The organism is Streptomyces sp. NPDC001515 (genome assembly GCF_053597115.1).
In genome coordinates this window covers 22,576-49,383 of the sequence record NZ_JBSFHN010000049.1, presented here as the reverse complement: position 1 = coordinate 49,383, position 26,808 = coordinate 22,576, and the positions used below count along the sequence as shown (strand labels likewise).

29 protein-coding genes and 1 pseudogene are annotated in these 26,808 nt (G+C 72.2%); 10 read left to right on the top strand and 20 right to left on the bottom strand.

Going from position 1 to position 26,808, the window contains the following annotated elements; all coding sequences use genetic code 11:
- The 3 genes and pseudogenes from ACWCXC_RS34550 to ACWCXC_RS34540 all read right to left on the bottom strand — a co-directional run.
- A pseudogene (locus tag ACWCXC_RS34550) lies at window positions 1-84 on the bottom strand (electron transfer flavoprotein subunit beta); the annotation flags it as partial.
- A gap of 202 nt (window positions 85-286) precedes the next feature.
- Complete coding sequence (locus ACWCXC_RS34545; RefSeq protein WP_450683563.1) at window positions 287-793, bottom strand: flavin reductase family protein; 507 nt, start codon at window positions 791-793, stop codon at window positions 287-289.
- A 196-nt stretch (window positions 794-989) separates the two neighbouring features.
- A complete protein-coding gene (locus ACWCXC_RS34540; RefSeq protein ID WP_450891549.1) occupies window positions 990-1,316 on the bottom strand; it encodes a TlpA family protein disulfide reductase in 327 nt (108 codons plus the stop codon).
- A 216-nt stretch (window positions 1,317-1,532) separates the two neighbouring features.
- On the opposite strand from ACWCXC_RS34540, the gene ACWCXC_RS34535 reads away from it, so the two are divergent.
- Window positions 1,533-2,255, top strand: a complete 723-nt coding sequence (locus ACWCXC_RS34535) for a lysophospholipid acyltransferase family protein (protein ID WP_450683561.1) — start codon at window positions 1,533-1,535, stop codon at window positions 2,253-2,255.
- Between the two features lie 28 nt (window positions 2,256-2,283).
- Here the strand turns inward: ACWCXC_RS34535 and ACWCXC_RS34530 are convergent, their stop codons facing one another.
- The 5 genes from ACWCXC_RS34530 to ACWCXC_RS34510 form a co-directional block, all read right to left on the bottom strand.
- Window positions 2,284-2,976 carry a B3/B4 domain-containing protein gene (locus ACWCXC_RS34530; protein WP_450683560.1) on the bottom strand — a complete coding sequence of 231 codons (693 nt, stop codon included), beginning with the start codon at window positions 2,974-2,976 and terminating at the stop codon, window positions 2,284-2,286.
- A gap of 26 nt (window positions 2,977-3,002) precedes the next feature.
- Entirely contained in the window at window positions 3,003-3,605 is a 603-nt protein-coding gene (locus tag ACWCXC_RS34525; protein ID WP_450891548.1) for a transglutaminase-like domain-containing protein, read from the bottom strand.
- 74 nt (window positions 3,606-3,679) lie between these two features.
- Window positions 3,680-4,759 (bottom strand): threonine aldolase family protein, encoded by a 1,080-nt coding sequence (locus ACWCXC_RS34520; RefSeq protein WP_450683558.1) that lies wholly within the window; start codon window positions 4,757-4,759, stop codon window positions 3,680-3,682.
- The gene (locus tag ACWCXC_RS34515; protein ID WP_450891547.1) at window positions 4,738-5,505 is read right to left on the bottom strand and encodes an SDR family NAD(P)-dependent oxidoreductase; all 768 of its coding nucleotides are present in this window, start codon (window positions 5,503-5,505) and stop codon (window positions 4,738-4,740) included. Before ACWCXC_RS34515 ends, ACWCXC_RS34520 begins: the two co-directional genes overlap by 22 nt.
- 26 nt (window positions 5,506-5,531) lie before the next feature.
- Window positions 5,532-6,929 (bottom strand): DUF6421 family protein, encoded by a 1,398-nt coding sequence (locus ACWCXC_RS34510; RefSeq protein ID WP_450683556.1) that lies wholly within the window; start codon window positions 6,927-6,929, stop codon window positions 5,532-5,534.
- A 267-nt stretch (window positions 6,930-7,196) separates the two neighbouring features.
- Here ACWCXC_RS34510 and ACWCXC_RS34505 point away from each other — a divergent pair, with 267 nt between their 5' ends.
- Window positions 7,197-7,880, top strand: a complete 684-nt coding sequence (locus tag ACWCXC_RS34505; protein ID WP_450891546.1) for a glycerophosphodiester phosphodiesterase — start codon at window positions 7,197-7,199, stop codon at window positions 7,878-7,880.
- 58 nt (window positions 7,881-7,938) lie between these two features.
- Here the strand turns inward: ACWCXC_RS34505 and ACWCXC_RS34500 are convergent, their stop codons facing one another.
- Window positions 7,939-8,496 carry a GNAT family N-acetyltransferase gene (locus ACWCXC_RS34500; protein ID WP_450891545.1) on the bottom strand — a complete coding sequence of 186 codons (558 nt, stop codon included), beginning with the start codon at window positions 8,494-8,496 and terminating at the stop codon, window positions 7,939-7,941.
- 225 nt (window positions 8,497-8,721) lie between these two features.
- Between ACWCXC_RS34500 and ACWCXC_RS34495 the strand changes: the two genes are divergently transcribed.
- The 5 genes from ACWCXC_RS34495 (at window position 8,722) to ACWCXC_RS34475 (ending at window position 12,107) form a co-directional block, all read left to right on the top strand.
- A complete protein-coding gene (locus tag ACWCXC_RS34495; protein WP_450683553.1) occupies window positions 8,722-9,297 on the top strand; it encodes a DUF5134 domain-containing protein in 576 nt (191 codons plus the stop codon).
- A gap of 87 nt (window positions 9,298-9,384) precedes the next feature.
- Window positions 9,385-10,320 carry a M56 family metallopeptidase gene (locus tag ACWCXC_RS34490; protein WP_450891544.1) on the top strand — a complete coding sequence of 312 codons (936 nt, stop codon included), beginning with the start codon at window positions 9,385-9,387 and terminating at the stop codon, window positions 10,318-10,320.
- A gap of 93 nt (window positions 10,321-10,413) precedes the next feature.
- Window positions 10,414-11,109, top strand: a complete 696-nt coding sequence (locus tag ACWCXC_RS34485) for a phosphatase PAP2 family protein (protein ID WP_450891543.1) — start codon at window positions 10,414-10,416, stop codon at window positions 11,107-11,109.
- Between the two features lie 46 nt (window positions 11,110-11,155).
- Complete coding sequence (locus tag ACWCXC_RS34480; protein WP_450683550.1) at window positions 11,156-11,857, top strand: HAD family hydrolase; 702 nt, start codon at window positions 11,156-11,158, stop codon at window positions 11,855-11,857.
- 70 nt (window positions 11,858-11,927) lie between these two features.
- Window positions 11,928-12,107 carry a hypothetical protein gene (locus ACWCXC_RS34475; RefSeq protein ID WP_450683549.1) on the top strand — a complete coding sequence of 60 codons (180 nt, stop codon included), beginning with the start codon at window positions 11,928-11,930 and terminating at the stop codon, window positions 12,105-12,107.
- Window positions 12,108-12,242: 135 nt separating this feature from the next.
- On the opposite strand, the gene ACWCXC_RS34470 is transcribed toward ACWCXC_RS34475, so the two are convergent.
- Entirely contained in the window at window positions 12,243-13,733 is a 1,491-nt protein-coding gene (locus ACWCXC_RS34470) for an LVIVD repeat-containing protein (protein ID WP_450891542.1), read from the bottom strand.
- Window positions 13,734-13,908: 175 nt separating this feature from the next.
- Between ACWCXC_RS34470 and ACWCXC_RS34465 the strand changes: the two genes are divergently transcribed.
- Window positions 13,909-14,577, top strand: coding sequence for a DUF305 domain-containing protein (locus ACWCXC_RS34465; RefSeq protein ID WP_450683547.1), 669 nt, complete (start codon window positions 13,909-13,911; stop codon window positions 14,575-14,577).
- 39 nt (window positions 14,578-14,616) lie between these two features.
- On the opposite strand, the gene ACWCXC_RS34460 is transcribed toward ACWCXC_RS34465, so the two are convergent.
- Window positions 14,617-15,021, bottom strand: a complete 405-nt coding sequence (locus tag ACWCXC_RS34460) for a hypothetical protein (protein ID WP_450683546.1) — start codon at window positions 15,019-15,021, stop codon at window positions 14,617-14,619.
- Between the two features lie 183 nt (window positions 15,022-15,204).
- Here ACWCXC_RS34460 and ACWCXC_RS34455 point away from each other — a divergent pair, with 183 nt between their 5' ends.
- Complete coding sequence (locus tag ACWCXC_RS34455; RefSeq protein WP_450891541.1) at window positions 15,205-16,575, top strand: FAD-dependent oxidoreductase; 1,371 nt, start codon at window positions 15,205-15,207, stop codon at window positions 16,573-16,575.
- Between the two features lie 81 nt (window positions 16,576-16,656).
- Here the strand turns inward: ACWCXC_RS34455 and ACWCXC_RS34450 are convergent, their stop codons facing one another.
- Window positions 16,657-17,025 (bottom strand): ArsR/SmtB family transcription factor, encoded by a 369-nt coding sequence (locus ACWCXC_RS34450; RefSeq protein WP_450683544.1) that lies wholly within the window; start codon window positions 17,023-17,025, stop codon window positions 16,657-16,659.
- 157 nt (window positions 17,026-17,182) lie between these two features.
- Between ACWCXC_RS34450 and ACWCXC_RS34445 the strand changes: the two genes are divergently transcribed.
- Complete coding sequence (locus ACWCXC_RS34445) at window positions 17,183-17,758, top strand: YdeI/OmpD-associated family protein (RefSeq protein WP_450683543.1); 576 nt, start codon at window positions 17,183-17,185, stop codon at window positions 17,756-17,758.
- Between the two features lie 7 nt (window positions 17,759-17,765).
- Here the strand turns inward: ACWCXC_RS34445 and ACWCXC_RS34440 are convergent, their stop codons facing one another.
- The 8 genes from ACWCXC_RS34440 to ACWCXC_RS34405 form a co-directional block, all read right to left on the bottom strand.
- Complete coding sequence (locus ACWCXC_RS34440; protein ID WP_450683542.1) at window positions 17,766-18,182, bottom strand: acyl-CoA thioesterase; 417 nt, start codon at window positions 18,180-18,182, stop codon at window positions 17,766-17,768.
- 55 nt (window positions 18,183-18,237) lie between these two features.
- Window positions 18,238-19,365 (bottom strand): aldose epimerase family protein, encoded by a 1,128-nt coding sequence (locus ACWCXC_RS34435; RefSeq protein ID WP_450683541.1) that lies wholly within the window; start codon window positions 19,363-19,365, stop codon window positions 18,238-18,240.
- A 124-nt stretch (window positions 19,366-19,489) separates the two neighbouring features.
- Window positions 19,490-20,515: a LacI family DNA-binding transcriptional regulator gene (locus tag ACWCXC_RS34430; protein WP_450683540.1), complete on the bottom strand. Its 1,026-nt coding sequence runs from the start codon at window positions 20,513-20,515 to the stop codon at window positions 19,490-19,492.
- 101 nt (window positions 20,516-20,616) lie between these two features.
- Entirely contained in the window at window positions 20,617-21,657 is a 1,041-nt protein-coding gene (locus ACWCXC_RS34425) for an ABC transporter permease (RefSeq protein WP_450683539.1), read from the bottom strand.
- Window positions 21,654-22,628 carry an ABC transporter permease gene (locus ACWCXC_RS34420; RefSeq protein ID WP_450891540.1) on the bottom strand — a complete coding sequence of 325 codons (975 nt, stop codon included), beginning with the start codon at window positions 22,626-22,628 and terminating at the stop codon, window positions 21,654-21,656. Before ACWCXC_RS34420 ends, ACWCXC_RS34425 begins: the two co-directional genes overlap by 4 nt.
- On the bottom strand, window positions 22,625-24,250 hold the full coding sequence (locus tag ACWCXC_RS34415; RefSeq protein ID WP_450683537.1) for a sugar ABC transporter ATP-binding protein: 1,626 nt from the start codon (window positions 24,248-24,250) through the stop codon (window positions 22,625-22,627). The genes ACWCXC_RS34420 and ACWCXC_RS34415 overlap by 4 nt, the downstream gene beginning before the upstream one ends.
- Window positions 24,251-24,409: 159 nt before the next feature.
- On the bottom strand, window positions 24,410-25,495 hold the full coding sequence (locus ACWCXC_RS34410) for an ABC transporter substrate-binding protein (RefSeq protein ID WP_450891539.1): 1,086 nt from the start codon (window positions 25,493-25,495) through the stop codon (window positions 24,410-24,412).
- A 462-nt stretch (window positions 25,496-25,957) separates the two neighbouring features.
- Window positions 25,958-26,797 (bottom strand): phytanoyl-CoA dioxygenase family protein, encoded by an 840-nt coding sequence (locus tag ACWCXC_RS34405; protein ID WP_450891538.1) that lies wholly within the window; start codon window positions 26,795-26,797, stop codon window positions 25,958-25,960.
- Between the last annotated feature and the right edge of the window lie 11 nt (window positions 26,798-26,808).

Below are 26,808 nucleotides of genomic sequence, written 5' to 3'. Positions count from 1 at the left end.
GTCCAACGTCAGGTCATCGGCGAAATGCCGGTCACCGGTCGCGTCGGGCACGTACTTCACACAGACAACGATCCTCAAGCTCACGCCGGCTCTCCTACTGCATCGTCTTTTCCGGGGCTGCCTTGTTGCACGCAGCATAGGCGCCTGATGGGGCGTTTTCCGGTCGGGGCGACCGACGCTCCGACCGTCATATTACTCGCCAGTACATCCATTCGCCGCCTCATGAGCAAGCGCTTTGCCCTGTGATCTGGCCAACGCCCGGCGCCCAGGCGCCGCAAGGAAAAGCTCAGTCGCGCAGCGCCGTGAATCCGCCCTGGTGGTAAACGAGCGGACGGCCGCCGCCGACCGGATCGCCGGTGATCGCCTGGGCGATCACGATCCGGTGGTCTCCCGCCGGAATCCGGGCCACGACCCGGCAGACCAGCCATGCGAGAACGCCGTCGAGCAGGGGGACGCCTTCGGGTCCGCTGCGCCATTGGGTGGAGGGACCGAAGCGGTCGGCCCCGCTGCGCGCGAAGGTCGCGGCCAGGTCGCGCTGGTGCTCGCCGAGTATGTGGACGCCGATGTGCTCGGTGCGGGCGATCACCGGCCAGCTGGAGGAGGACGTGCCCACCCCGAAGGAGACGAGCGGCGGATCGGCGGCGACGGAGTTGAGCGAGGTGGCGGTGAAGCCCACCGGCCGGTCGCCGGCGGCGGTGATCACGGCGACGCCCGCCGCGTGCTGCCTGAAGACGGAGCGGAGGAGGTCGGGGGTGGCCGTGCGGGGGTTGCCGATCTCGGGTGATGCCGTCATGGAAATGTCCTTCTGCGCGTCGGAGGTGCGGGGCCGCGGGTGCTCAGGCACCCGGACAGCGCGCACTCGCGTTGCGGGCGAGGTCGACGTGGACCCGGCCGTAGAGAAGGAGTTCTGGCGGCATAGCGTCAGACTGACGATGGGTGGCGGGTGCAGTCAAGACCGTCCCATCAGGTGGGAGAAGCATCACGGCCCGTCATATGGCGCGGCCCAGTGCGGCCACGACGTCCGCGGTGCGGGGCTGCCCGGCCGCCCGGCGGACGATCCGGCCGGTGGCGTCGAGGACCAGGACCGTGGGGGTGCGGCTGATGTCGAGGTCGCGGACGAGAGTGAGATGCGCCTCGGCGTCGATCTCGATGTGCGCGACGCCGTCCACCATGCCGGCCACCTCCGCGAGGGTGCGGCGGGTGGCCCGGCACGGCTGGCAGAACGCGCTGGAGAACTGGACGAGGGTGGCCTTCTCCCCCAGCTCCGCGCCCAGTTGGGCCGCGGTGAGCCGTTCCGCGTGCTTCTGCCCGTCCACCTTCGGCCTCCTGTCGGATCCCCGCTCAAGGGGTCAGCGCCCGAGGCCCGCCGGACATTCCCTGCCGAGCCACGTGACGAGAATCTCCCGCCCCGGGCCCTGGGAGACTGGCCAGCGCGTCGCGCATGCGGCACGATCGGCCCAATGCCGCAAACCTACGGCTGCGTAACTTCCGCCGGGAGAACCTCTCAGGCGCTGAAGAAGGGTCTTCACCAGATGGCAGAACTCGTCTATCGTCCGGTCATCGGCGTCGCTCGTACGTTTTTCAAGGCGCTCGACCTGAAGATCGACACTCAGGGTTCGGAGCACATCCCGAAGACCGGCGGCGCCGTTCTGGTCAGCAACCACATCAGTTACCTGGACTTCATCTTCAACGGCTTCGCTGCCCTGCCGCAGAAGCGGCTGGTGCGGTTCATGGCCAAGGAGTCGGTGTTCCGGCACAAGGTCTCGGGTCCGCTGATGCGCGGAATGAAGCACATCCCCGTCGACCGCAAGCAGGGCGAGGACGCGTACGCGCACGCGCTTGCGTCGCTGCGCTCCGGCGAGATCGTCGGCGTGTTCCCCGAGGCGACGATCTCGGAGTCGTTCACGCTGAAGAGCTTCAAGTCGGGGGCGGCCCGGCTCGCCCAGGAGGCCGGTGTGCCGCTGGTGCCGATGGCGCTGTGGGGCACGCAGCGGCTGTGGACCAAGGGGCGGCCTCGCAATCTCAGGCGCGACCACATCCCGGTGACGATGCGGGTCGGCGAGCCGGTGGAGGCCCCCGCCGACCAGTACGCGGGGGCCATCACCCGGCGGCTGCGGGAGCGGGTGCAGGAACTGCTCGAAGCGGCCCAGCGCGCCTATCCGGTGCGGCCCCGGGACGCGAGCGACACCTGGTGGGTGCCCGCCCACCTCGGCGGTACGGCTCCGACGGCGGCCGAGGTGCGCGAGCGCGGCTGACTCCGCCGCACCGGGGGCGGCGGAAACGTCACTCCGGGGTGCGGACCGTGATCCGCGCCCCGGGGCTCAGCTTCTCCAGCCCCTCGGCGAGTTCGGCGGCCGCGGCGTCGAGCGCGTCCGCGGTCATCGGCGCCATGGACTCCAGCAGGAACAGCGCGTTGACGGAGTGTTCGGTGAGCCGGGTCCGTACACCCTGGCGCCAGTTCCACCGCCGGCAGGTCACACCCTCGTCGTCGCACCAGACGACCTCGCCGGGCTCGGGGTGCTCGACGGTCTCGGCCCCGCCCGCGACGGTGGCGAAGGGCTCCGCGCCCGTGGCGCGGATGAGGCGCATGGCACCCGCGATGCGGTCGGCGTCCTCCCCGCCGACCGGGATCAGGTGGGCGACGCTGATCGCGTTGTAGAGGTCGACGAGCTGATTGATCCTGGGCAGGCCCGCATCGGTCAGGGCCCGCTTGGCGAGTGCCTCGGCGGAGTTGCGCGTCCGCGAGGGCTTGGCACCGAACGCCGTGTATGCCTCGCGCCAGGCGGCCAGGTGCGGGTCCTCGTGCGGCTGCCGGTCGCCCAGCCGCTCCTTCAGGCGGCGGGCCGCGTCGTCGAGGAGCGCGGAGCTCGCGGCGTCGCTGGGCCCGTTGACCAGGCCCTGCGCCTCGACGACCAGGGGGGTGAAGCCGGGGGCGAGCGTGCGTACCTCGTCGGAAACGGTCAGGGTCAGGGACATCGCGTACCTCGTCTGGAGACGGTGGTTCAGAGTGCCGTGGGGAGCAGCCGCCAGAGTTCCGCGCGGTCGGCGGCCGTCCGCAGGGCGTGCAGCACCTCGGGCTGTGGTTCTGAATAGAGTACCGGATAGTCCACTTCATTGAACTCCGCACGGACCGGCCAGGCCAGCCGCTCCCGGTCGAGGGAGAACTGCGCGTCGACCCCCGGCGGGACGTTGCCCCGCGCGTCCAGGCGGCACCAGCGGTCCCGGCCGGGGAGCAGCACGGCGGTCAGTCCGTGGAGGACGCCGGGCTGACCGTCGTCGTCGGCGAGTGCCTGGTAGCAGAGGGCCGTCGGGATGCCTTCGGCGCGCAGCAGGGCGGCGAGGGCGTGGGACTTGCCGTGGCAGATCCCGTTGCGGGTGGCGAGGACGTCCGAGGCGCGCCAGGCGACGCGCATGTCTCCGGAGTCGACGGAGTGCGCGATGGCGTCGCGAACGAACAGGAAAGCGGCCTCGGCGTATGAGTATGCGCCGTTCGCCTCGGAGCGCAGACGGTCGGCGATCTCACGGACCACCGGATGCTCATGGTCGATGGCCTCGTCGGCCGCCAGGTACGCGGCGATGTCCGGGTTCTGCTGGATCAGCTCCATGAGGGGCGAGCATAGAGAAGCGATCGACCGTGATCAATATCTTTACGGTCGGTCGCAACTCTATGCAGAAGGGTTCAGGCGGCCATCTCTTCCTTCAGCGCGAGGACGAAGGCGTCCACGTCGTCCTCGGTGGTGTCGAAGGCGCACATCCAGCGGACGTCACCGGCCTTCTCGTCCCAGAAGTAGAAGCGGAAGCGCTTCTGCAGGCGTTCGCTCACCTCGCGCGGGAGGCGGGCGAAGACCGCGTTGGCCTGGACGGGGTGGATGATCTCCACCCCGTCCACGGCGCGCACGCCCTCGGCGAGCCGCTGGGCCATGGCGTTGGCGTGCCGGGCGTTGCGCAGCCACAGATCACCGGCGAGCAGCGCCTCCAGCTGCACGGACACGAAGCGCATCTTGGAGGCGAGCTGCATCGAGAGCTTGCGCAGATGCTTCATGGCCCGCACGGCGTCCGGGTTGAGCACGACGACGGCCTCGCCGAACAGGGCCCCGTTCTTGGTGCCGCCGAAGGAGAGCACATCGACGCCGACGGTGTTGGTGAAGGTGCGCATCGGTACGTCGAGGGCGGCGGCGGCGTTGGCTATGCGGGCGCCGTCGAGGTGGACGGCCATGCCGTGCCCGTGGGCGTGCTCGCAGATGGCACGGATCTCGGCGGGGGTGTAGACGGTGCCCAGTTCGGTGTTCTGGGTGATCGAGACGACCTGCGGCATGGCGCGGTGCTCGTCGTCCCAGCCGTACGCCTCGCGGTCGATGAGCTCGGGGGTGAGCTTGCCGTCCTCGGTGGGCACCGTGAGCAGCTTGAGTCCGCCGACCCGCTCGGGGGCCCCGCCCTCGTCCACGTTGATGTGGGCCGACTCGGCGCAGATGACGGCGCCCCAGCGGTCGGTCATCGCCTGGAGCGAGACGACGTTGGCGCCCGTTCCGTTGAAGACCGGGAAGGCTTCCGCGGTGGGACCGAAATGGCTGTGCATCACGCGCTGGAGGTGTGCGGTGTACTCGTCCTCGCCGTAGGCGATCTGGTGGCCGCCGTTGGCGAGGGCGAGTGCGGCGAGGATCTCCGGGTGCGTGCCCGCGTAGTTGTCACTGGCGAAGCCGCGGACCAGCGGGTCGTGATGACGACGCGCGTCGGTCCTTACGGGTGCGGGGTCAGCCACAGGCGCTTTCCGTTCACTTCCGGGGCGGGCCGGTCCCAGACGCCGGCGATGGCATCGGCCAGCTCCTCGACGTCGGTGAAGCCCGCGAACTTCGCATTCGGGCGCTCGGCGCGCATGGCGTCGTGCACCAGTGCCTTCACGACCAGGATCGCAGCCGCGCTGTGCGGCCCCTGCTCGCCCCCCTCCTTGCGGAAGGCGTCCGCGAGGGCGAGGGTCCACGCCTCGGCCGCCGCCTTGGACGCGGCGTAGGCGGCGTTGCCCGCGGTGGGGCTGCTCGCGCCGGCCGCGCTGATCAGCACGTACCGGCCGCGGTCGCTGCGCCGCAGGCCGTCGTGGAAGGCCAGTGAGGTGCTCTGGACCGTGCGGATCAGCAGCCTCTCCAGCAGTGTCCAGTCCGCGAGGTCGGTCTCGCCGAAGCTCGGGCTGCCCCGCCAGCCGCCCACCAGGTGGACCAGGCCGTCGATCCGGCCGAACTCCTTCTCGGTCTTCGCGGCCCACTCCCGGGCCGCCCCGAGGTCGGTCAGGTCGACGGTGTCCCCGGTGACGGTGGCGCCCCCGTGGGCGTACCGCGCCGCGTCCACGGCCTCCGCGAGCCGGGCGGCGTTGGCGTCCGAGGCGACGACGACGGCGCCCGCCTCGGCAAGCCGCAGCAGGGCCGCGCGGCCCGCCGGTCCGGCCGCGCCCGCCACCGCCACGACCGCGCCTTCGAGCGCACCGCTCCCGCTGCCCGTGCCGTTTCCGTTCATGGCCACCGCCTCCTCACGACGTGCGCTCACGCGGCCGCCCGCCCGGCGTCCGCGGCGGTGATCCCCTTGGTGGAGGCGATCACGTTCTTCAGCTTCTTGGAGAGCGCCTCATAGAACATGCTCAGGGGAAACTCGTCCGGAAGCACGTCGTCGACGAGCTTGCGGGGAGGCTGGGTGAGGTCCAGGGCGTCGGGGCCCTTGGCCCAGCGGGATCCGGGGTGCGGTGCGAGGTAGGTCGCGACCAGGTCGTACGCGGCGAACCAGTGCACCAGCTTGGGGCGGTCGATGCCGTCCCGGTACAGCTGCTCGATCTCGGCGCACAGCTGGTTGGTGACCTGCGGGGCGCGCTCCCAGTCGATCCTGAGGGTGTTGTCCGTCCAGCGCACGACGTCGTGCTTGTGGAGGTACGCGAAGAGGAGCTGGCCGCCCAGACCGTCGTAGTTGCGCACGCGCTCACCGGTGACCGGGAAGCGGAACATCCGGTCGAAGAGCACCGCGTACTGCACGTCGCGACCCTGGCGGACCCCGTCCGCCTCCAGCTTCACGGCCTCCTTGAAGGCGGTGAGGTCGCAGCGCAGCTCCTCCAGGCCGTACATCCAGAACGGCTGGCGCTGCTTGATCATGAAGGGGTCGAAGGGCAGGTCGCCGTGGCTGTGGGTGCGGTCGTGGACCATGTCCCAGAGCACGAAGGCCTGCTCGCAGCGCTGCTGGTCGCCGACCATCTCGCGGATGTCCTCGGGCAGGTCCACCCCCAGCAGTTCCACGGCGGCCTCGGTGACTCGGCGGAAGCGGGCGGCCTCGCGGTCGCAGAAGATGCCGCCCCAGCTGAAGCGCTCGGGGGCCTCGCGCACGGCGATGGTCTCCGGGAAGAGCACGGCGGAGTTGGTGTCGTAGCCGGAGGTGAAGTCCTCGAAGGTGATCCCGCAGAAGAGCGGGTTGTCGTAGCGGGTCGCCTCCAGGTCGGCGAGCCACTCGGGCCAGACCATGCGCAGCACGACCGCTTCGAGGTTGCGGTCGGGGTTGCCGTTCTGGGTGTACATCGCGAAGACGACCAGGTGCTGGAGCCCGTCGGCGCGGTCCCTGGCCGGCTGGAAGGCGAGCAGCGAGTCCAGGAAGTCGGGGACGCCGAAGCCCTCGGCGGCCCAGCGGCGCAGGTCGCGGACCAGGGCGTGGTGGTAGGCGGCGTCGTGCGGGAGCAGCGGGGACAGCTCCTCCACGGCGGCGGTCACCCGGCGCAGCGCCTCCTCGGCGCGCGCCCGCTCCGGCGCGTCCTCGGCGCCGAAGTCGATGGAACCGTCCTTCGACTGCCAGGGGCGGATCTCCTCCACGGCACTCTTGAGCGCGGACCAGGCCGGGTGGTCCACCACCCGTTCCGCGGAAGCTATGCCCCCGCCGACACCGTCATGCACAAGAATTTCCGTCATTGCTCTTCCTCCACAGGAGAACCTCGCGTCAAGCAACCGTATCCATGTGCGGTTCCCCGAGACAAGTGGGGTCCGGGAAATTATCCTGCGCCATCCCATGGTCACCGCGATTCTTCCTGTCCCCCACGGCCAGGACGGATTCTTCCGTCGGGCGCGAGGCGTCCTCACGGAGTGGTGGGCCCCGATCGCCTACGGTGTGCGGTCATGCCGGATCGCCCCGTGGGTAGGAGCGGCACGGGCGGAAGCATCGACGGAAGCGAGAGTGCCTTGTCTTTTCTCACCATCGGTCATCGCGGAGTGATGGGGGTCGAGCCGGAGAACACCCTGCGGTCGTTCGTCCGCGCCGAACAGGCCGGAATGGACCTCATCGAGCTGGACCTCCATCTGACCAAGGACGGCGCGCTCGCCGTCATGCACGACGCGGAGGTGGACCGCACGACCGACGGCACGGGAGCGATCGCCGACAAGACCCTGGCGGAGCTGCGCGAGCTGGACGCCGGGCTGGGCGAGCGGGTGCCGGTGTTCGAGGAGGTGCTCGACGCCGTACGGTCCCCGATGCAGGCCGAGATCAAGGACGTGGCGGCGGCCCGCACCCTGGCCGAGGTGCTGACGCGGCGCGCCCTGGCCGACCGGGTCGAGGTCATCTCGTTCCACGACGAGGCGATCGCGGAGGTTGCGCGGTTGGTGCCCGGGGTCCGCACCGCGCTGGTGGCCAGCCGCTGGGGCGACGACGTGGTGGACCGGGCCGGCGCGGTCGGCGCCACCCGTCTGGTGCTCAACATCCGGCGCATCACGCTGGAGCTGGTCGAGAAGGCGCACGCCCGGGGGCTGACCGTGGTCGGCTGGGTGGTCAACACCCAGGACCACCTGCGGCTGGCCCGCGGCCTCGGCCTCGACGGCGCGACCACCGACTACCCGGAGATCCGCCGCGCGGGCCGCTTCACCGCATGAGGAGCGTCACGGGCGCCCCAGGCAGGGCAACCGCCCCGGCCGGGACCGGGGCGGGCGCTCATCCTTCGACGAGGTCCTTGACCAGCAGCTCGAAGGCGAGGTCGTCGCGCTGCGGGATGCCGAAGCGCTCGTCGCCGTACGGGAAGGGGCTCAGCTCCCCGGTACGGCGGTAGCCGCGGCGCTCGTACCACGCGATCAGCTCCTCGCGCGCGGAGATGACGGTCATCTGCATCGAGCGGACGCCCCAGGTCTCCCGCACGGTGCGCTCCGCCTCGGCGATGATCGCCTTGCCGAGACCGGCGCCCTGCTCGGCGGGGCGCACGGCGAACATGCCGAAGTAGGCGGTGTCGCCCCGGTGTTCGAGCTGGCAGCAGGCGACGAGCACGCCGTCGCGCTCCACCATGAGGAGCCGGCTCCCCGGGGCCTCGATGACCCCGCGCACCTCGTCCGGGTCGGTGCGCTGGCCCTCCAGGAGCGCCGCCTCGGTGGTCCAGCCGACGCGGCTGGCGTCGCCCCGGTAGGCGGACTGGACGAGGTCCACGAGCGCCGGTACGTCCGCCTCGGCCGCGTCACGGAAGGTCAGGTGTCCCGGGTCCCGGGTCGGGGCGGTGTCCATGGCGGGTCTCCTCGTCTGCGCTGGGGCGGTGCGGCAGCAGCGTAACTCCCGGGCCCGCGCCGGACGCCACGCGTCCGGGGTGCGGACCGCCCCGCCGGACGGCGTCGCGGGACGGTTCACCCCCCACGCGCGCTCCCCCTTCGCTCCTGTGCGCCGCGTACGGGCGTGCGGCCACGGGCAGCTTCTGAGCGGCGGCGACACCGGTCGCCGGGGGGAGGTCGCGCTGTGCACGGACCGGGCACGTCCGGCTGGCTGCTCACGGCGCTGTGCGCGCTGACGGGGGCGTACTGCCTGCTGCGCACCCGCGGCACGTCCGGCGAGGCGCGCCGCGGTGCGCGGGCGGAGGCGGTGATGGGCTTCGGCATGGCGGCGATGGCCCTGCCCACCGCGGTCCTCACCCCGCCCACGTGGGGATGGACGGTGTACGCGGCGCTCTTCGGCGCCGCCGCGCTGCGAGCCCTGTGGTCCGCCCGGCGGGGCCGTCACCATCTGCACCATCTGGTCGGCTCGTCGGCGATGGTCTACATGTCCGTGGTGATGGCGCGGTCGGGCGGTGCGGGGCACGGTGCCCACGCCTCGCACGCGATGGCGTCCGCCGGGGGTGTGCCGCTGCTGACCGGGCTGCTCCTGGTCTACTACGCGGGGTACGTGCTGCGTGCCGGGACCCGGCTCATACCCGTGTCCGTCGCCCCGGCACCGGCCGGCGCGGCGGCGGTGGGCTGGGGGGCGCGGCCGGAGCTAGCCCTGGCGTGCCGGCTGACGATGGCGCTGGCGATGTTCGCCATGCTGCTCACCCTGTGAGACGGCGGGCTCGGTGAAACCGTGGCGTACGTCACTTGGCGAGCACGGCCATACCCGTGCGGACCACCGCGCTCATAGGCTGACGCCATGGTGGTCTCCGTCGTTCTGCTGCTGCTCGGTGTGCTCGCCGCCGTCGTGACACCGCGGCTGATGGCACGGGCCGCGTGGCCGGAACGCGAGCCCGTGGTCGCGCTGTGGGTGTGGCAGTGCGTGGTGGCGGGGGTGCTGCTGTCGTTCGCGCTGTCGATGACGTTCAGCGCGGCGGCCGCCTGGCAGGCCGTGCGCGGCCATGTGTTCGCGCCGGCCCCGCGCGCGGTCGTGGAGGCCTACGCGCTGGGATCGTACGGGCCCTGGTCCGCCGTGATGGCCGTGCTGCTCGGGCTCGGCGGGGTGTGGACGGCCGCGATGCTCACCCGCGAGATCCGGCGGGCCCGTCGGGAGCGGCGGCGGCGCCGCGACGAACTGCTGGTGCGCTCCCCGCTGCTGCCCGGCGAGGAGCCGGGCAGCAGCCGGCTCGTGGTGCTGGAGGGCGAGCGCCCCGACGCCTGGTGGCTGCCGGGGGCCGCTCCGCAACTGGTCGTCACGACCGCCGCGCTGGGGCGGCTGAAGGGCCGTCAGCTCGACGCGGTTCTCGCCCATGAGCAGGGGCACGCCAACGCGCGCCACGACTGGCTGCTCAACTGCTCCGGGGCGCTGGCCGCCGGATTCCCGCAGATCCCGGTCTTCGCGGCGTTCCGGGGCGAGATGCACCGGCTCGTCGAACTGGCCGCCGACGACACGGCGTCCCGGCGCTTCGGCCGGCTGACGACCGCGCTGGCCCTGGTCGAACTCAACGAAGACCGCGGGGTATTCGGGCCCTGTCCGCCGCCCGACGCGCAGATGCCGGAGCGGGTCAGCCGGCTGCTGGCACCGGCCGGACGGCTGACGGCGGGCCGGCGGCTGGGGCTGACCGCGGCGGCGACCCTGCTGCCCGCGATTCCGCTGCTGGTCGCGTTCGTCCCCGCGCTCGGCACCCTGAAGTGACCGGACGCCCCGGAAGGATGGCGGGCCTGTGCGGAACGGTGAACTCCGTGCGCGGGGATGGCCCGGTCGGTGACGGTCGGCGAAGATCCCCTCATGTCCTCCCTGCTCCGCTCCCCCGCACCCCCCGCCCGCACCCGTGACGCCGCGCCGCTGCTGCGGGCCGGGGCGGCGTGCGCGCTCCTCTCCTTCGCCCTGCTGGCCCCGGTGGCCGCCCGCTGGTCCCCGCTGATGCGTCTGGACGGGGAGATCGCGCGGGCCCTGCACCGGCGGGCGGTCACGGAGCCGGGGCTCGTCCGCGTCAACCGGGTCCTGACGGACTGGGTGTGGGACCCGTGGACGATGCGGGCCCTGATCGCGGTGGTGGCCGTGGTGCTGTGGTGGCGCGGTGCCCGGCTGCTCGCGGTCTGGATCGCGGTGACGGCGGCGGCGTCCAACGTGCTCCAGCAGGTCCTGAAGGCGGCGGTCGACCGGCCCAGGCCCCACTGGCCCGACCCGGTGGACTCCGCGCACTACGCGGCGTTCCCGTCCGGACACGCGATGACGGCGACGGTGACCTGCGGCCTGCTGCTGTGGCTGGTCCACCGCTCGGGCGCCGGGAGCCGGGTCCGGCGGACGGTCCTGGCCCTGGCCATCGTCTCGGTGCTCGGGGTCGGTCTCACCCGGCTCTATCTCGGGGTGCACTGGCCCTCCGACGTGCTGGGCGGCTGGCTGCTCGGCGCGGCGGCGGCAGCCCTGGCGGCGGGCGTGTTCGAACGGCGGGAATCGCGCCACGGCACGGGATCCGGCTGAACGGGCGCCCTTGCCCGCCCTCACGGCCTCCGCGAGGATCGGGGCCATGGCGATCAAGGGTGTGCTCTTCGATTTCTCCGGGACGCTGTTCCGGATCGAGTCCGTCCGCGCATGGCTCACGGGTGCCCTGGCCGAGCGGGGGGTGGAGCTGGGGGCGGCGGAGTTCGAGCGGTGCGCCCGGGAGCTGGAGGCCGCGGGCGCGCTGCCGGGCGGCCCGTCCCCCCGGCGGGTGCCCGAGCGGCTGGCGGAGGCCTGGGCGCTGCGCGACGAGAGCGCGGCGCGGCACCGCGAGGCGTACATCGGGCTGGCCCGTCAGGTCGAGCTGCCCGATCCGGGGCTGTACGACACCCTGTACGAGCGGCACCGGCTGCCGGGCGCCTGGCAGCCCTATCCGGACGCGGCCGAGGTGCTGTCCGCGCTGAGTGACGAGGGGATCGCCGTCGGTGTGGTGAGCAACATCGGCTGGGATCTGCGCCCGGTGTTCCGGGCGCACGGGCTGGACCGCTGGGTCGACGCGTACGTGCTGTCCTTCGAGTACGGCGTCCAGAAGCCGGACGCACGGCTCTTCCGCACGGCCTGCACACTCCTCGGACAGGATCCGGCCGATGTGGTGATGGTGGGGGACGACCGGGTGGCGGACGGCGGGGCGGCGGCTCTGGGCTGCGAGGTGCGGTTCGTGGACCATCTGCCCGTGGACGAGCGGCCCCACGGACTGCGGGAGCTCGAACTGACCCGCCGGGTTGCCTGAGACACATGTGAGAGATGTCCCTGACGCCCCATGGGTCCGATCGTCACATCGGGGCCTTAACCTGGGGGGTATGTCCCCGACCCCGCGCCCGTCCTCTTCCGCGCGTTCCGCCGCCGACGTGAATGACGACATTCGCGAGCTGTGGCGGCGCTCGGGCGGACAGCTGTCGCCGGAGGACGAGGAGGAGTACCAGCGGCTGCTGGTCGAGTGGGCCGCCGCCACGGGCGGCAGTGCCCGGTCGGCCGCCTGAGCGCCGCCTCCCCTCGGGAACCCTCCCCCGACGCCCCCGTGTCCGCCCGGTCGCGACGCGGGGTCCCGCCCGGTGTGCACCGGGCGGGACCGATGTCCGCGACGACCGTGTCCGCCGGGGCGGCCGGGCGCCGGTTCAGCGCGCGAAGTAGTCCGGCTGGGTCTGGACGTTCAGCTCGTCCGTCCGCACCCGCTTCGCCGGGTCCGTGCGCCGGTCGTCGATCCTCAGGACGTCGAGGCCCTTCTCGATGTCGTTCGAGTAGATGTAGCCGTTGTAGTAGTACGCCGACCACGGACCGGCCGTGGAGACCTCGTCCAGGGTGACGGGGCCGCGCTCGAAGTATCCGATCTCCGTGGGCCTGGAGGAGTCGGTGAAGTCCCACACGGAGACCCCGCCCTGGTACCAGGCCTGGACCATCAGGTCGCGGCCCTCGACCGGGATGATCGAGCCGTTGTGCGCGACGCAGACCTCGGTGTCGGCCTGCGGGCGGTCGATCTTGAAGTAGCTGCGGAACACCAGCTTGCGGTGATCGCCGCGGCCGACGATGTCGTAGATGCCGTCGGCACCGCGCTTCGGGCCGACCTCCTCGTTGCAGGTGGCCGCCCCGCCGCCGCCGAGTTCGTCGGTGAAGACGACCTTGTCGGCGCGCTGGTTGAAGGTGGCGGAGTGCCAGAACGCGAAGTTCACGTTGTCCTGGACCCGGTCGATGATCTTCGGGTGTTCCGGGTCCTTGATGGAGAACAGCAACCCGTCGCCCATGCAGGCGCCCGCCGCCAGGTCCTTGGACGGCAGCACCGTGATGTCGTGGCAGCCCGTCGTCCTGGACACGCCCGGGTTCTCCGGGGCGCCCGGGTTCCCGCCGTCCGGGAAGAGGACCGGGAAGTTCACGACGCGCGCCTGTTCGGGCGCCTTGCGCGGCACCTTGATGACGGAGATCCCGTCGTGCGGCGGCTGGCAGTCGGGGAACGTCACGTTCGGCGAGTACGAGGACACGTACACGTACACGTCGTTCCGCTCGGGCACGAGTGTGTGGGTGTGCGAACCGCACGCGGTCTCGACGGCGGCGACGTACTTCGGGTTGCGCTTGTCGCTGATGTCGAAGACCTTCATGCCCTCCCAGGAGGACTTCTCCGTGGCGGGCTGGGTGGTGCTGCTGCACGAGTCGTCGCTGCGCGAGGAGTCCGTGGAGAGGAACAGCAGGTTGCCGGAGACGGAGATGTCGTTCTGCGACCCGGGGCACAGGACCTGGGCCACGGTGCGCGGCTTCCTCGGGTTGCTGATGTCGAAGATGCGGAAGCCGTCGTAGTTCCCGGCGAAGGCGTACTTCCCCTGGAAGGCCAGGTCGGTGTTGAGGCTGCGGAGCGCGTCCTTGGGCACGTTGGCGACGTGGGTGACGTTGGCACTGTGGACGATCTCGTCCACACCGGGCACCTCACCGCTGCTGATCGCGGCGGCCGCCTCGGCCTGACTGCTCGTGGAGAGTGCGGTCCGGGGCGCGGGCGCGTCCCCGGGGTCGGGTGTCGCGGCCGCGGGGCCGGCCATCAGCACGGTGGCGAGCAGACCGGCTGCGGCCACTGCCACGCCCAGACGTCTGCGCCGCACCGGGGTGGTGTGCAACGAGGTCACTGCGTCCTCCCGTGGTTCGGTGGGTAGTTGCCCGGTTCACGGACTACGGCAGTATGGTCCTTGCCATGCCCATACCAACAGATGGCAACAAGAACGTCATGAAGGTTTTTGATCGACGCTGCGCGTAGACGTGTTAGGACAGAGCGCAACCACCCAACCGTCTCTGGAGGTCGCTTTGTTGATACGTCGTCGGAGCACCGCGCCGCGCGTACGCGTCGTCGCGGCGGTCGTGGCCGCCCTGCTCCTTTCCGCGGGGTGCGACGCGGACGGCGGTGGCGACGAGGCGGACACCCGGGCCCACGGGGCCGGTTCGGTCGTCGCTCCGGGCCGGCCCGGCGAGCCCGCGCGGACCCTCTCGCCCTCGCAGGCCGCCAAGGAGGCCGCGGTCGACTCCCCCAACACGGCCGACGTGCGCTACGTGCGGCGCATGATCCTGCACCACACCCAGGCCCTGGAGATGACCGCGCTCGTCCCCTCCCGCGCCCGCTCGTCCTCCGTCAAACGCCTCGCCGCGCGCATCACCGCCGCCCAGCGGCCGGAGATCGGCGCGATGGAGGGCTGGCTCTCCCGCCACGGCAAGGACGAGAAGGCCGCCGGTCACGACGACCACGCGGCCATGCCCGGCATGGCCACCGCCGCCCAGCTGGAGGAACTGCGCGCGGCGAAGGGCGCGGCCTTCGACCGGCTCTTCCTGGACCTGATGATCACCCACCACCAGGGCGCCGTCACCATGGCCACCGAGGTGCTCTCCCAGGGCAACAACGTGCAGGTCGAGGAGATGGCCGACGATGTCGTCGCCCAGCAGACCAGCGAGATCGGCCGGATGCGCGCCCTGTCCCCGTGACGGGCTCCGTCCGGCCGGGCGTCGTCCCGCGCTCGCCCCTCAACGGCCGGTGCCGACGGCACCGGCCGAGTGAAGCGAACGCCCGAGGTCTCCGGTGAGGACGCGGGGGTGGCGCCGCCACCACCACAGGTCGGGGCCGGGCAGTCGGTGGAACCGGCCCAGTGCCTGGCCGTCGTCGTCGACGGTCGCGGCCTTGTACCGGTCGTCCAGGGCTTTGATCCTCGGGGTCCAGAGCTGGACCACGTGTTCGTCCAGGAGCAGCCACGCCTCGTGAAGCCAGTTTCGGCAGAAGAGGTCGTTGGTGTACTCGTCGATGTCGTCGCCGTAGCCGCGCTCGATGGCGCTCACCAGCGCCGCCCACGCGCTCACCCTGTCGGCGACCGTGAACGCCGTCCGCCGGCCGCGCCGGTGCAAGAGTTCTCCCACCTCGGTTTCCGTCGCCACGGGCGCGAGGCTCTCACGTCCGGTCCGTCCGGGCGACCGAGATGTCTCCGTCCACCGGGGTCCGGCAAGCTCCGCAGCGTGACGGCCCCGTGGACACCGACATCCGCCTTGTAGGAGCAGCGCTCTCCCCTTGAGCGCTGTCCGGGTGCGATGCTGGAGGGACCCTCGGGAAAGAGGTGTGCCGTGCTCCGTGTCGCCGTCGTCGGCTCCGGCCCCAGCGGGATCTACACCGCGCAGGCCCTGGTGGGGCAGGACCTGGTGCCGGGGGTGCGGGTCGATGTGCTGGACCGGCTGCCGTGTCCGTACGGACTGGTGCGGTACGGCGTGGCGCCCGACCACGAGAAGATCAAGTCGCTTCAGCGGGGTCTGCGGTCGGTGCTGGAGCACGAGCGGGTGACGTTCGTCGGGAACGTGCCGGTGGGCGCGGGCGGGGTGGAGCCCGGGCGGCTGGCCGGGCTGTACCACGCGGTCGTGTACTGCGTGGGGGCCGCGACGGACCGTCCGCTCGGGATTCCCGGCGAGGAACTGCCGGGCAGCCGTTCGGCCACGGAGTTCGTCTCCTGGTACAGCGCCCACCCGGACACGGCCACGGAGCGCTTCGGGCTGCGGGCCCGTACGGTCGTCGTGATCGGGATGGGGAACGTGGCGGTCGACGTGGCCCGGATCCTGGCCCGGGGCGCGGACGAACTGCGGCCCACGGACGTGCCGCAGCCCGCACTGGGCGTGCTGGCGGGCAGCCGGGTGCGCCGGGTGGTCATGGCCGGGCGGCGCGGACCCTCGCAGGCCCGGTTCACCACGAAGGAGCTGCGGGAACTGGGGGCGCTGCCCGGTGCCCGTGTGGTCGTCGATCCGGCGGAGCTGGCCCTGGACCCCTGGTACGCCGCTCCGGCACCGGGCTCCCCGCCGCCGCCCGCGGTGGTGCGGCGCAATCTCGACGTGCTGCGCGGATGGGCGGCCGGGGCCTCGCCCGCCGGGGATGACCGGGCCCGCCGGATCGCGTTGCGGTTCTTCCTGCGCCCGGTCGAGGTGCTGGAACGCGGCGGCCGGGTGGCCGGCGTGCGGTTCGCCCGGACCGTGCCGGACGGCGAGGGCGGTATCCGCGACACCGGAGCGTACGAGGACATCGCCGCGGAGCTGGTCCTGCGGGCGGTCGGCTACCGGGGCGTGCCGCTTCCCGGGATGCCCTTCGATCCGGTGCACGGGACCGTGCCGCACCGGGCCGGGCGGGTGCTCAGGAACGGCGTGGCGTCGCCCGGGGAGTACGTCGCGGGGTGGATCAAGCGGGGGCCGACCGGGGTCATCGGGTCGAACCGGTCCTGCGCGAAGGAGACCGTCGCCTCGCTGATCGAGGACGCGCCGCTCCTCGCGCGCCGCCCGGCCGCCCCGGACCCCCTGGCGGTGCTGCGGTCCTGGGCTCTGCGCCCCGTGGAGTGGGGCGGCTGGCAGTCCATCGAGCGGGCGGAAGCGGCTCTCGGGCGTTCGCTGGGCAGAGGGCCGGTGAAGATCCCGGACTGGCCGGGGCTGCTGAGCGCCGCCCGGGGCGACGAGGCGTAACCCTCGCCGGACAGCCCGCGCCCGGCGAGGCCCCCGGAGGCGCGGCGGACCGCCCGCCGGGTCCCGGCCGCAGGAAGCGGTTCAGTCCTCGCCGAGGCGGGCCGCCTGGCGGTCGGCGGCTTCGAGGACCGCGTCCAGCAGGCCGGGGAAGAGCGCGTCGAGGTCCTCGCGCCGCAGCCCGTTCATCTTGGCCGTGCCCCGGTAGATCTGCTGGACGATCCCGCTCTCGCGGAGCACCCGGAAATGGTGCGTGGTGGTGGACTTCGTCACCGGCAGGTCGAACCGGGAGCAGGTCAGTTCGCTGTCGGCGGCGGCCAGTTCGCGGACGATGCGCAGCCGGACCGGGTCGGCGAGGGCGTGCAGGACCGACTCCACCCTGATCTCGTCCCGTGCGGGGTGGGCCAGCGCGCGGGCGGCGGCCACCGGGTCGGTGGCGCTGGCAGGGGTCACGTCTCGCTCCGCATCGTCGCTCGGTCCGGCCTCCCATAGTACGAGGTGCGTCGTAGGAGAACGAAGGGGCGCCGTATAGGACAGGAACTGTCCTGAAGCCTGCCTACTGTGGTTCTGCGGCCGGGCACCCGCCCCGGCCCCCAGGAGGCGCGGACCCATGACGGACACGGTGGAGCAGGCACGCCCCTTCTCGGGGCCCGCCGCGCTGGAGGCGTGGCTGGAGGAGCACCACGACAGCCGGGACGGACTCTGGCTGAAGATCGCCAAGCGGGGGTCCGGGGTGGCGTCGGTGACCGCGTCGGAGGTGATCGACACGGCGCTCTGCTTCGGCTGGATCGACGGACAGCGCAAGTCCCTGGACGCGGTGTACTACCTCCAGCGGATCACCCCCAGGCGTCGCCGCAGCCCGTGGTCGCTGATCAACGTGGAGAAGGTCGCGACGCTGACGGCGGAGGGCCGGATGCGGGCCGCGGGGCTCGCGGAGGTGGAGGCGGCCCGCGCGGACGGGCGGTGGGCCGCCGCGTACCCCTCGCAGAGCCGGGCCACCGTGCCGGACGACCTCACCGCCGCGCTCGCGGCCGACGAGGCGGCGCGCGCGTTCTTCGAGGGTCTGAGCAGGTCGGACCGTTATCTGGTGCTGCTGCGGCTGATGACGGCGACGACGCCCGAGGTCCGGGCGGCCCGCCTGGAGAAGGCCGTGGCCTCACTGGCGGCGGGCCGCAAGGTCCGCTGAGGCCCCGTCAGCCGCGCAGCAGCTCCGGCTCCTTGGCGAGCGAGGCCAGCCGGTCCGCCGGGTCGGGGATCAGCCGCCGGGTCGTCAGGTCGAGGATGCCCGCCACACCGGTGATCTCGGCGGCGACCGTGCCGTCCTCCTTGAGGATCTGCTGCGCGACCGTGAAGGTCTTGCCCTCCCCGTAGTCGAAACGGCAGGACACCCGGACCCGTTCGCCGCCGCGCAGTTCGCGGCGGAACTTCACGGTGACTTCGAGCGCGACCGGTCCCACTCCGTCGGCCAGCAGCTTCTCCTGGGGGAGCCCGGCCGCCCGCAGCAGTTCCCAGCGCGCGTGCTCGGCGTACTGGAGGTAGACGGCCTGGTTGAGGTGGCCCTGGGTATCGAGTTCGTAGCCCCGTACGGTCACATCCACGAAGAAGGTCATGAACCGCGCAACAGCGCCCCCGCTTCCGGCATTCCCGCGGGCCGGGTGGTCCGGATCACTCCTCGGGGCGGTGCGCGGGCAGGCGGTCGGCCAGGCTGCCGGTGCGGTCCGGTGCCGTTCCCAGGTGCGGGAAGCGCAGTTCGGTGCGGCTGGTGAAGACCTCGTCCGGACGCAGCACCGTGGTGGGCTGGTCCGGCCGGTTGGGCGAGTCGGGCAGGTGCTGGGTCTCCAGGCAGACGGCGCCGTGCCGGGTGTGGCGGCCGCCGCCCGGCGCGGTCAGGGTCCCGTCGAGCTGGTTGGCCGTGTACACCTGGATGCCCGGTTCGGTGGTCCACACCTCCATGGTCCGGACGGCGTCCGGGGCGGTGAGACGGGCCGCGCGGCGCAGTGCGCCGGGGGTGGCGGGGGCGTCGAGCACCCAGCAGTGGTCGAAGCCGCCGGCCCGGCGGACCTGGGGGTGGGGGTCGGCGACGCGCTCGGCGAGGATCTGCGGGGCGGTGAGGTCGAAGGGGGTGCCCGCGACCGGGGCGGGGGGTCCCTCCGGGATGCCCTCGCCGTCGACCGGGAGGTAGTGCGCGGCGTCGACCTGGAGGGCGTGTCCGAGGACGTCGCCCCGGTCGGTGAGGTCGAAGTACGCGTGGTGGGTGAGGTTGACGACCGTGGCACGGTCCGACGTCGCGGTGTAGTCGAGGGCGAGGGTGCCGGCCGTGTCGAGGGTGTACGTCACCGTCACGTCGAGCGCGCCGGGGAAACCCATGTCGCCGTCGGGGCTGTGCAGGGTGAGCCGGAGGACGGCTGCCTCGTCGTCGGCCTCGCCCTCCGCCTGCCAGACGCGGGTGTGGAAGCCCTCGGGGCCGCCGTGGAGGGCGTGGCCCCGGTCGGTGGGCGGCACCTGGTGGGCCGTGCCGTCGAGGGTGAAGCGGCCGTGGGCGATGCGGTTGGCGAAACGGCCGATGAGGGCGCCGACGAAGGGGTTCTCGCCCGTGTAGGCGTCGAGCGATTCCAGGGAGCGGACCACCGAGGCGGGTGTTCCCCGGGTGTCGGGCACGGTGAGGCGGTGCAGGATGCCGCCGTAGGTGAGGACCTCGGCCCTGACTCCGGTGCCGGAGTCGAGCGTCCAGAGGTCGACGGGCACGGGCCCGTGGGCGCCGAAGGGTGTGCGTGTCGCGGTGGGGCGGGGCATGTGCTTCCTTGGGACGGGGCGGGGCGGCCGGGCGGGGCCGGGCCGTGCCCTGCCGCGGAACGGCGGGGCACTCCCCGGGGACACGCGCCCGGCCCCCGCGTGGGGGCGGATCCGGCGCCGCGCGCTACGCGCCGGCGGCCGGCCGGGGAACGGTGGACTCGCGGACCACCAGACGGTATCCGGGGCGGGGCCGCCGCGGTTCGGGCACGGACTCGCCGGAGAGGCGTTCGACCAGGCTGTCGACGGCGAGCCGGGCGATGGCCTCCTTGTCGGGGGCGACCGTGGTGAGCGTGGTGACGCCGTAGAGGCTCTCCTCGATGTCGTCGAACCCGACGACGGCCACGTCCTCGGGGACGCGCAGCCCCCGTTCGGACAGGGTCCGCATGGCGCCGATGGCGATGAGGTCGTTGTACGCGAACACGGCGTCGGGCCGCTCGCCCCGGTCCAGGAGGGCGGCCATGCCGACGGCGCCGTCCTCGCGGCCGTAGCCGTCGGTGACGACGACCAGCGATTCGTCGGCCCCGATGCCCGAGGCGGCCAGCTCCTCGCGCCAGCCGCGCAGCCGCAGATGGGCCGGCTGGCGTTCGCGGCCGGTGCGGGAGCCGAGGAAGGCGATCCTGCGGTGGCCGAGGGCGACGAGGTGGGCGACGGCCTCGCGGGCGGCGGCCACGTTGTCGATGGCGATGTGGTCGTACGGGGCCTCGTACTCCCGTTCACCGAGCAGCACCAGGGGCGCGGTCTCGGTGCGTGCCATCAGGTCCTCGGTCTCCAGATGGATGGGGCTGAGGATCAGACCGTCGATCACGTGGGATCGGAAGCCCTGGCTGACCAGGAGTTCCTTCTCGCGCAGTCCGCCGGTGTGGTCGACCAGCACGGTGTAGTCGTGCCGGGCGGCGGCGTCCACGACGGCGCCGGCCAGTTCCGCGAAGTAGGGGTTGCCGAACTCGGGGACGGCGAGGGCGATGATGCCCGTGCGGCCCTTGCGCAGATGGCGTGCGGTGAGGTTCGGCCGGTAGCCCAGCTCGTCGATGGCCTGCTGGACCTTCGCCCGCATCTTCGGTGTGACGTGCTGGTAGTTGTTCACCACGTTCGACACGGTCTTGATGGACACGCCCGCCCGTTGTGCAACGTCCTTGAGGCTGACGCCCACGGCACTCCCTGGATCGATTCGTCGCGCGGTGACGCGCGGGGGGACCGGCTCCGCCGGTTCTGCTCCGGAGGTGCCGGGGCGCGCGGGCCCCGGCACCGGCTTCAGGTGGTTCTGCGGCTGCGCGACAGATAGCGCTGGGCCACGACGACAACGATAAGGAACCCGCCGCTGACGACCGACTGGTACGAGGAGTTCAGCGAGCCGATCTGGTTGATCAGGTTCTGGATGACCGCGAGGAGCAGGACGCCCCAGAGCGTTCCGCTGATCGAGCCGGCGCCGCCGATGAGGAGGGTGCCGCCGATGACGACGGCGGAGATGGCGTCGAGTTCCATGCCCACGCCGACGATGGTGACGCCGGAGGAGAGCCGGGCCGCGTTGAGGGCGCCGGCGAGCCCGGCCAGCAGCCCGCTCAGGGTGTAGACGAGCATCTTGGTCCGGGCGACCGGCAGGCCCATGAGCAGCGCGGCGTCGTTGCTGCCGCCGACGGCGAAGAGGGTCTGCCCGAACGAGGTGCGCTGGAGCAGCAGTCCGCCGGCGCCGAACAGCGCGAGGGCGACGAGGATCGGGTAGCCGAAGCCCCAGACGCTGCCCTGTCCCAGCTCCGCGAAGGCGGAGTCCTTGGGCACCAGATAGGTGGTGGCGCCCTCGTCGGTGAGCGCGAGGAGCAGTCCGCGCGCCCCGAGGAGGGTGGCGAGGGTGACGATGAACGGGGCCATGCCGGCCCGTGCCACGAGGAATCCGTTGAGGAGTCCGATCGCCCCGCACACCACGAGCGGCAGGAACAGCGCGGCCAGGAAGCCGTATTGCGAGGCCCAGGCGGCGAGGACCCCGCCGAGGGCGAAGACCGAGCCGACCGAGAGATCGATGCCGCCGGTGATGATGACCAGGGTCATGCCGAGGGCGACGACGGCGGGGAACGCGGCCTGGACGGTCACGCCGCGGGCGTTGTCCAGGGTGCCGAACGTCGGGTAGACGAAGGACGCGACGATCACGACGACGAGCAGGACGGCCAGGACGCCCTGGCGCTGGAGGAGTTCGGCGACGCGCTGCCCGCCCGTGGGGCGGGGGGCGCTGCCGGACGGGGGCGGTGCCGTGCGCGGCGCGGGGGCCTGGGCCACGGGGGCGGAGGAGATTTCGTTCATCGGGACCGACGCTCCCGGGCGACGTAGACGGCGGCGATGATGATGGCCGCCTGGGCGATCTGTGCGGTGGAGTCGGGCAGGTCGTGCTTGACGAGGGTGGCGCGCAGCAGCTGCATCAGCAGGGCTCCGGCGACGGTGCCGAGGATGCGGATCGATCCGCCGTTGAGCGGGGTGCCGCCGACCACGACCGCCGTGATGGCGGAGAGTTCCATGAGGGTGCCGAGCGACGAGGGGTCGCTGGCGGTGAGCCGGGCGGTGGCGAGGATGCCGGCCAGGGCCGCGAGGACCCCGCAGAGCATGTACACCCCGATGAGCACCCGGCGCACCGGCAGTCCCGCCAGGGCGGCCGCGGAGCGGTTGCCGCCGATGGCGACGATCTGGCGGCCGAAGGTGGTGCGGGTGACGAGGAAGGCCACGGCCAGGGCGAGGACGCCGGCGATGAGCACGACGGTCGGGATGCCGAGGACGGAGCCGGTGCCGAGCGAGAGCAGGTCGGGGTTGACGATCTGCTTGAGCTGGCCGTCCGCCATGACGAGGGCCAGTCCCCGGCCGCCGACGAACAGGGCGAGGGTGGCGACGATCGGTTGCAGCCCGACCAGCGAGACGAGGCTGCCGTTGACCGCCCCGACCACGGCGCCGGCCAGCAGTGCCACGAGGAGCGCGGGCACCAGCCCGTATCCGAGGTACAGCGGGAGCAGGGCCGCGGCCAGGGCCATGGTGGAGCCGACGGAGAGGTCGACGCCCTCGGTGCCGATGACGAGCGCCATGCCCAGGGCGACGATGACGATCGGGGCGACCTGGACGAGCTGGGTGCGCAGGTTGTCCACCGTCATGAAGTGCTCGGTGAACAGGGCGTTGAAGAAAAGGACGACCGCGACGGCGAGGTAGACGCCGTACTCCTGGTACCAGGCGGGGTCGCGCAGCCGGGCCAGCGGGCCGGCGGCGGGGGTGGTCAGTGCGGCCTGGGTCATCGGGGGTCCTCCTTCGCGGCCGGCGCGTGGTCGGCGAGTACTTCGAGCAGATGGCTCTCGGCCACCTCGTCGCCGGAGAGTTCACCGGCGACCGCGCCGCCGCGCAGGACGACGATGCGGTCGGCGCCCTCGATGAGTTCCTCGATGTCCGAGGAGATGAGCAGCACGGCGAGCCCTTCGCCGGCGAGTTCGTCGATGAGGCTCTGGACCTCGGCCTTGGCGCCGACGTCGATGCCCCGGGTGGGTTCGTCCAGGAGCAGCACCTTGGGTTCCAGGCAGAGCCAGCGGGCCAGCAGGACCTTCTGCTGGTTGCCGCCGGAGAGTTCGCCGACCTTCTGCTCGGGGCTCGCGGCCTTGATGCGCAGCCGCTTCATGAAGATGTCGACGATGCGGTCCTGCCTGGCGCGGGAGACGATCCCGGCGCGGGAGAGCCGGGGCATCGCGGCGAGCACGATGTTCTCGCGGACGGAGAGTCCGGGGACGATGCCCTCGGCCTTGCGGTCCTCGGGCAGCAGGCTGATGCCGGCCCGGATGGCCCCGGCGGAGGTGAGCCGGCGCAGGGTGCGTCCGCCGATGCTCAGTTCGCCGGAGTCCAGGGCCAGCGCGCCGGCGAGCGCCTTGGCGGTCTCGCTGCGGCCGGAGCCGAGGAGCCCGCCGAGGCCGAGCACCTCTCCCCCGTACAGCGAGAGGGAGATGTCGTGGAGCTGGTGGCCTCGGGTCAGGCCGGTCGCGGTGAGCACGGGGGTGCGGGAGGCGTCGTGACCCTCGGCGCCGAAGCTGGTGACGCCGGAGCGGCGGACCTCGGCCATGTCGCGGCCGAGCATCATCGAGACCAGGCGCATCCGGTCGAGGTCGGCGAGATCGCCGGTGTGAATGTGCTTGCCGTCGCGGAGCACGGTGACGCGGTCGCAGATCCGGTACAGCTCGTCCATGCGGTGGCTGACGTAGACGACGGCGATGCCGCGCGAGCGCAGGTCCTCGATGACCCGGAACAGGGTCTCGACCTCGCGCGGTTCCAGCGAGGAGGTGGGTTCGTCCATGATGACGACCTGCGCGTTGACGGAGACGGCGCGGGCGAGGGCGACCATCTGCTGGGTGCCGATGCCCAGGGTGTGCAGGGGGCGCCGGGGGTCGACGCGCACGCCGAAGCCGTCGAGCAGGCCGGTCGTCTCGCGGTGCATCCGCGCGAAGTCGATCAGGCCGAAGCGGTTCTTGGGTTCGCGGCCCAGGAAGATGTTCCGCGCCACGCTCATCAGCGGGACGAGGTTCACCTCCTGGTAGATCGTGGAGATGCCGGCCTGCTGCGCCTCGAAGGGGCGGGCGAAGGCGACGGGGTCCCCGGCCAGTCGGAGTTCGCCGTCGTCGGGGCGGTAGACGCCGGTCAGTACCTTGATCAGGGTGGACTTGCCGGCGCCGTTCTCGCCCACGAGCGCGTGCGTCTCGCCGGCGCGCAGGGTGAAGGTGACGCCGTCCAGGGCGACGACGCCCGGGAAGCGCTTGCTCACCCCGCGGGCTTCGAGGACCGGTGCGGCCGTCGCGGGGTCCTCGGGCGCGGCGGCCGCCGGCGCGGGTGACTCCTTGGTGCCGGCGGCCGGCTGCGGTACTGCTTCGGGTGGTGCCATGGCTGTTCTTGGCCTTCCGCTCTTCCAGAAGTGGGGGCCCGGGTCCGCCGTGCGGTGGTGCCGGCGGGGCCGGGGGCCGGCCGCGTACGGTTCGTTACGCGGCCGGCGCCGGACGCCGGGCGGTCCGCCGGCGGTACGGGCCGTGGGGGCCGGTCTCGGTCAGAACGCGCCGCCGAGCGAGGCCTCGGCGTTCGACTCGTCGTAGGCGCGGTCGGTGATGATGACGTTCTCCGGGATCGCCTCGCCGCCGTAGAACTTCTGGGCGGTCGCGAAGGCCAGCGGGCCGAAGCGCGGGTTGGACTCGATGACGGCGTTGTACTCGCCGTTGACCAGGGCCTGGACGGCGTTGCGGGTGCCGTCGACGGAGACGATCTTGACGTCCTTGCCGGGCTTCTTGCCGGCGGCCTTCAGGGCCGTGACGGCACCGAGGCCCATCTCGTCGTTCTCCGCGTAGACGGCGGTGATGTCGGGCTTGGACTGGATGAGCTGCTCCATGACCTGCTGGCCCTTGTCGCGGGCGAACTCGCCGGTCTGCTGGGCGACGATCTCCAGGCCGGGCGCCTTGGCCTTGAGCTGGTCGACGAAGCCCTTGGTGCGGTCGGTGGTGACGTTGTTGCCGGAGGCACCGAGGAGGATGGCGACCTTGCCCTTGCCGCCGGTGGTCTTGATCATCGCGTCGGCGGCCCGCTTGCCCTGCTCCACGAAGTCGGAGCCGAGGAAGGCCACATAGTCCTTGCAGGCCGTGGAGTTGAGCTTGCGGTCGATGGTGAGGACCGGGACCTTCTTGGCCGCGGCGGCCTTGAGCGCGGGCTCCAGGCCGTCGGAGTTGAGCGGGGCCACGATGAGGAACTGGGCGCCCTGCGCCAGCATGTCCTGGATGTCGCTGATCTGCTTGGACAGCTGGGACTGGGCGTTGGTGGTGAGCAGCTTCTTGACGCCGACCTTCTTCGCCTCGTCCTTGATGGACCGGGTCTCGGCGATACGGAAGGGGTTGGCCTCCTTCTCCGACTGGGAGAAGCCGACCACCGCGTCCTTCAGGTCCAGCTTCGGGGCGCCGTAGGTCTGGAGCGTGCAGCCCGAACCGGAGGTGGACTCGGGGGTCTTGGCCGCCTGCGCGCCCTGGCTGCTGCCGGCGTCGGCGGTGTCCGAGGTCTCCGACTTGGAGCAGCCGGAGGCGGCCAGCGTGGCGGTGGCGGCGAGGAGGCAGGCCACGGCGAGGGTACGGGTTCGGCGCTGGATCATCATGCGCGGGAGCTCCTTGGCGGGATGACGGCACGCCGATGTGCGTGCGGTCGGGCATGGCTGGACGGTGCGTCCGCTGCCGCGGGGGTGCGGCAGCGACGACTGCGTTCCTCACGGCCCCTGTACGGCCACACGGTTCCCACCTGGGAGAACTGTGGTCGTGAGAGCCTTCGCGGCCTCTCGGCGGCTCGGTTTACAACGTTATATATGCGCCGCGGCGCGGGCGGCAAGAGTGGCGTCGCCCCGTTTCCAAAATGAGTCGGAGCCCTCCGCGGCGACCGCGTCGCACCTGCCGCCGCACCCCTGGACAGCCGCCCGAAGCCGTGTTGTCATACCGCGGGCACACATATGTCCCACGTTGCACGACAACGCTGTCACGCACCGCCCCACGGACAGCGGTGCCGCTGTCGTCCGGCTCGACGACGGCGGCACCGCCGACCGCCTCCGGCAGCTCGCCCGGTCCCCTCAGGCGTCCCCCATGACCAGACCCTCGATGGTGTGCTTCTGGACAATGGGCGCGAGCGCGTCGACCACCGGGCAGCCCAGGTGCGCCCGGACCCGCTCGGGCAGCGACTCCCAGAAGCCGCGGGTGACCGCCATGTCGTGGTGACCGTCGTTGCCCGCGCCCGGGGCGTCCACGCCGAGGACCAGGACCGGGCGGGGGTCGGCCGACCGGTTGGCCGTGCCCCGGTGGATCGTCAGGGCCGAGCGCGCCGAGATGTCGCCGCGCCGCGGGAACTTGCGCTCGGCCAGGGCCTCGTAGCGCGGGTAGTCCTCGCGGCGCGGGAACATGGCGTGCCCGAAACGGGCGCCGTCGTCCCACTGGGTGCCGGGGGCGATCTCGAACGGACCCATGTCCTCGCGCGTGTCCACGGCGGTGAGGTTGAACGCCAGCGAGGTGAGCCGGCGCTCGCGGCGGGTCTCCTCGGGCATCGGGAAGTCGCGGTGCCAGGGCTGGTTGACCGCCCCGGCGAGCGGCACGTCGAAGCCCAGTTCCACGATCCGGTAGTCGGGGCCGAGGACGGCCTCGCTGACCGCGCGCACCCAGGGGTGGTCGACGAGGTCCACGAAGCCCCGCAACTGCTCGGGGTGGATCTCCACGTAGTAGCGGTGCGGACCGCGGCCGACCGCGCCGCCCTCCCGGCCGCGCGCCTCGGCGAAGGCGGCGTCGATGTCCTCGCGCATCCGGTCCGCCCAATCCGGGGCGAAGGCTCCCCGGCACGCGGTGATCCCGGGCCCGTACAGATCGCGCACCGCGTCCTCGGCGGGCGGGAACGGGGCGGTGGTGGTGACGGCCTGCTGCATGGTGTGGTCCT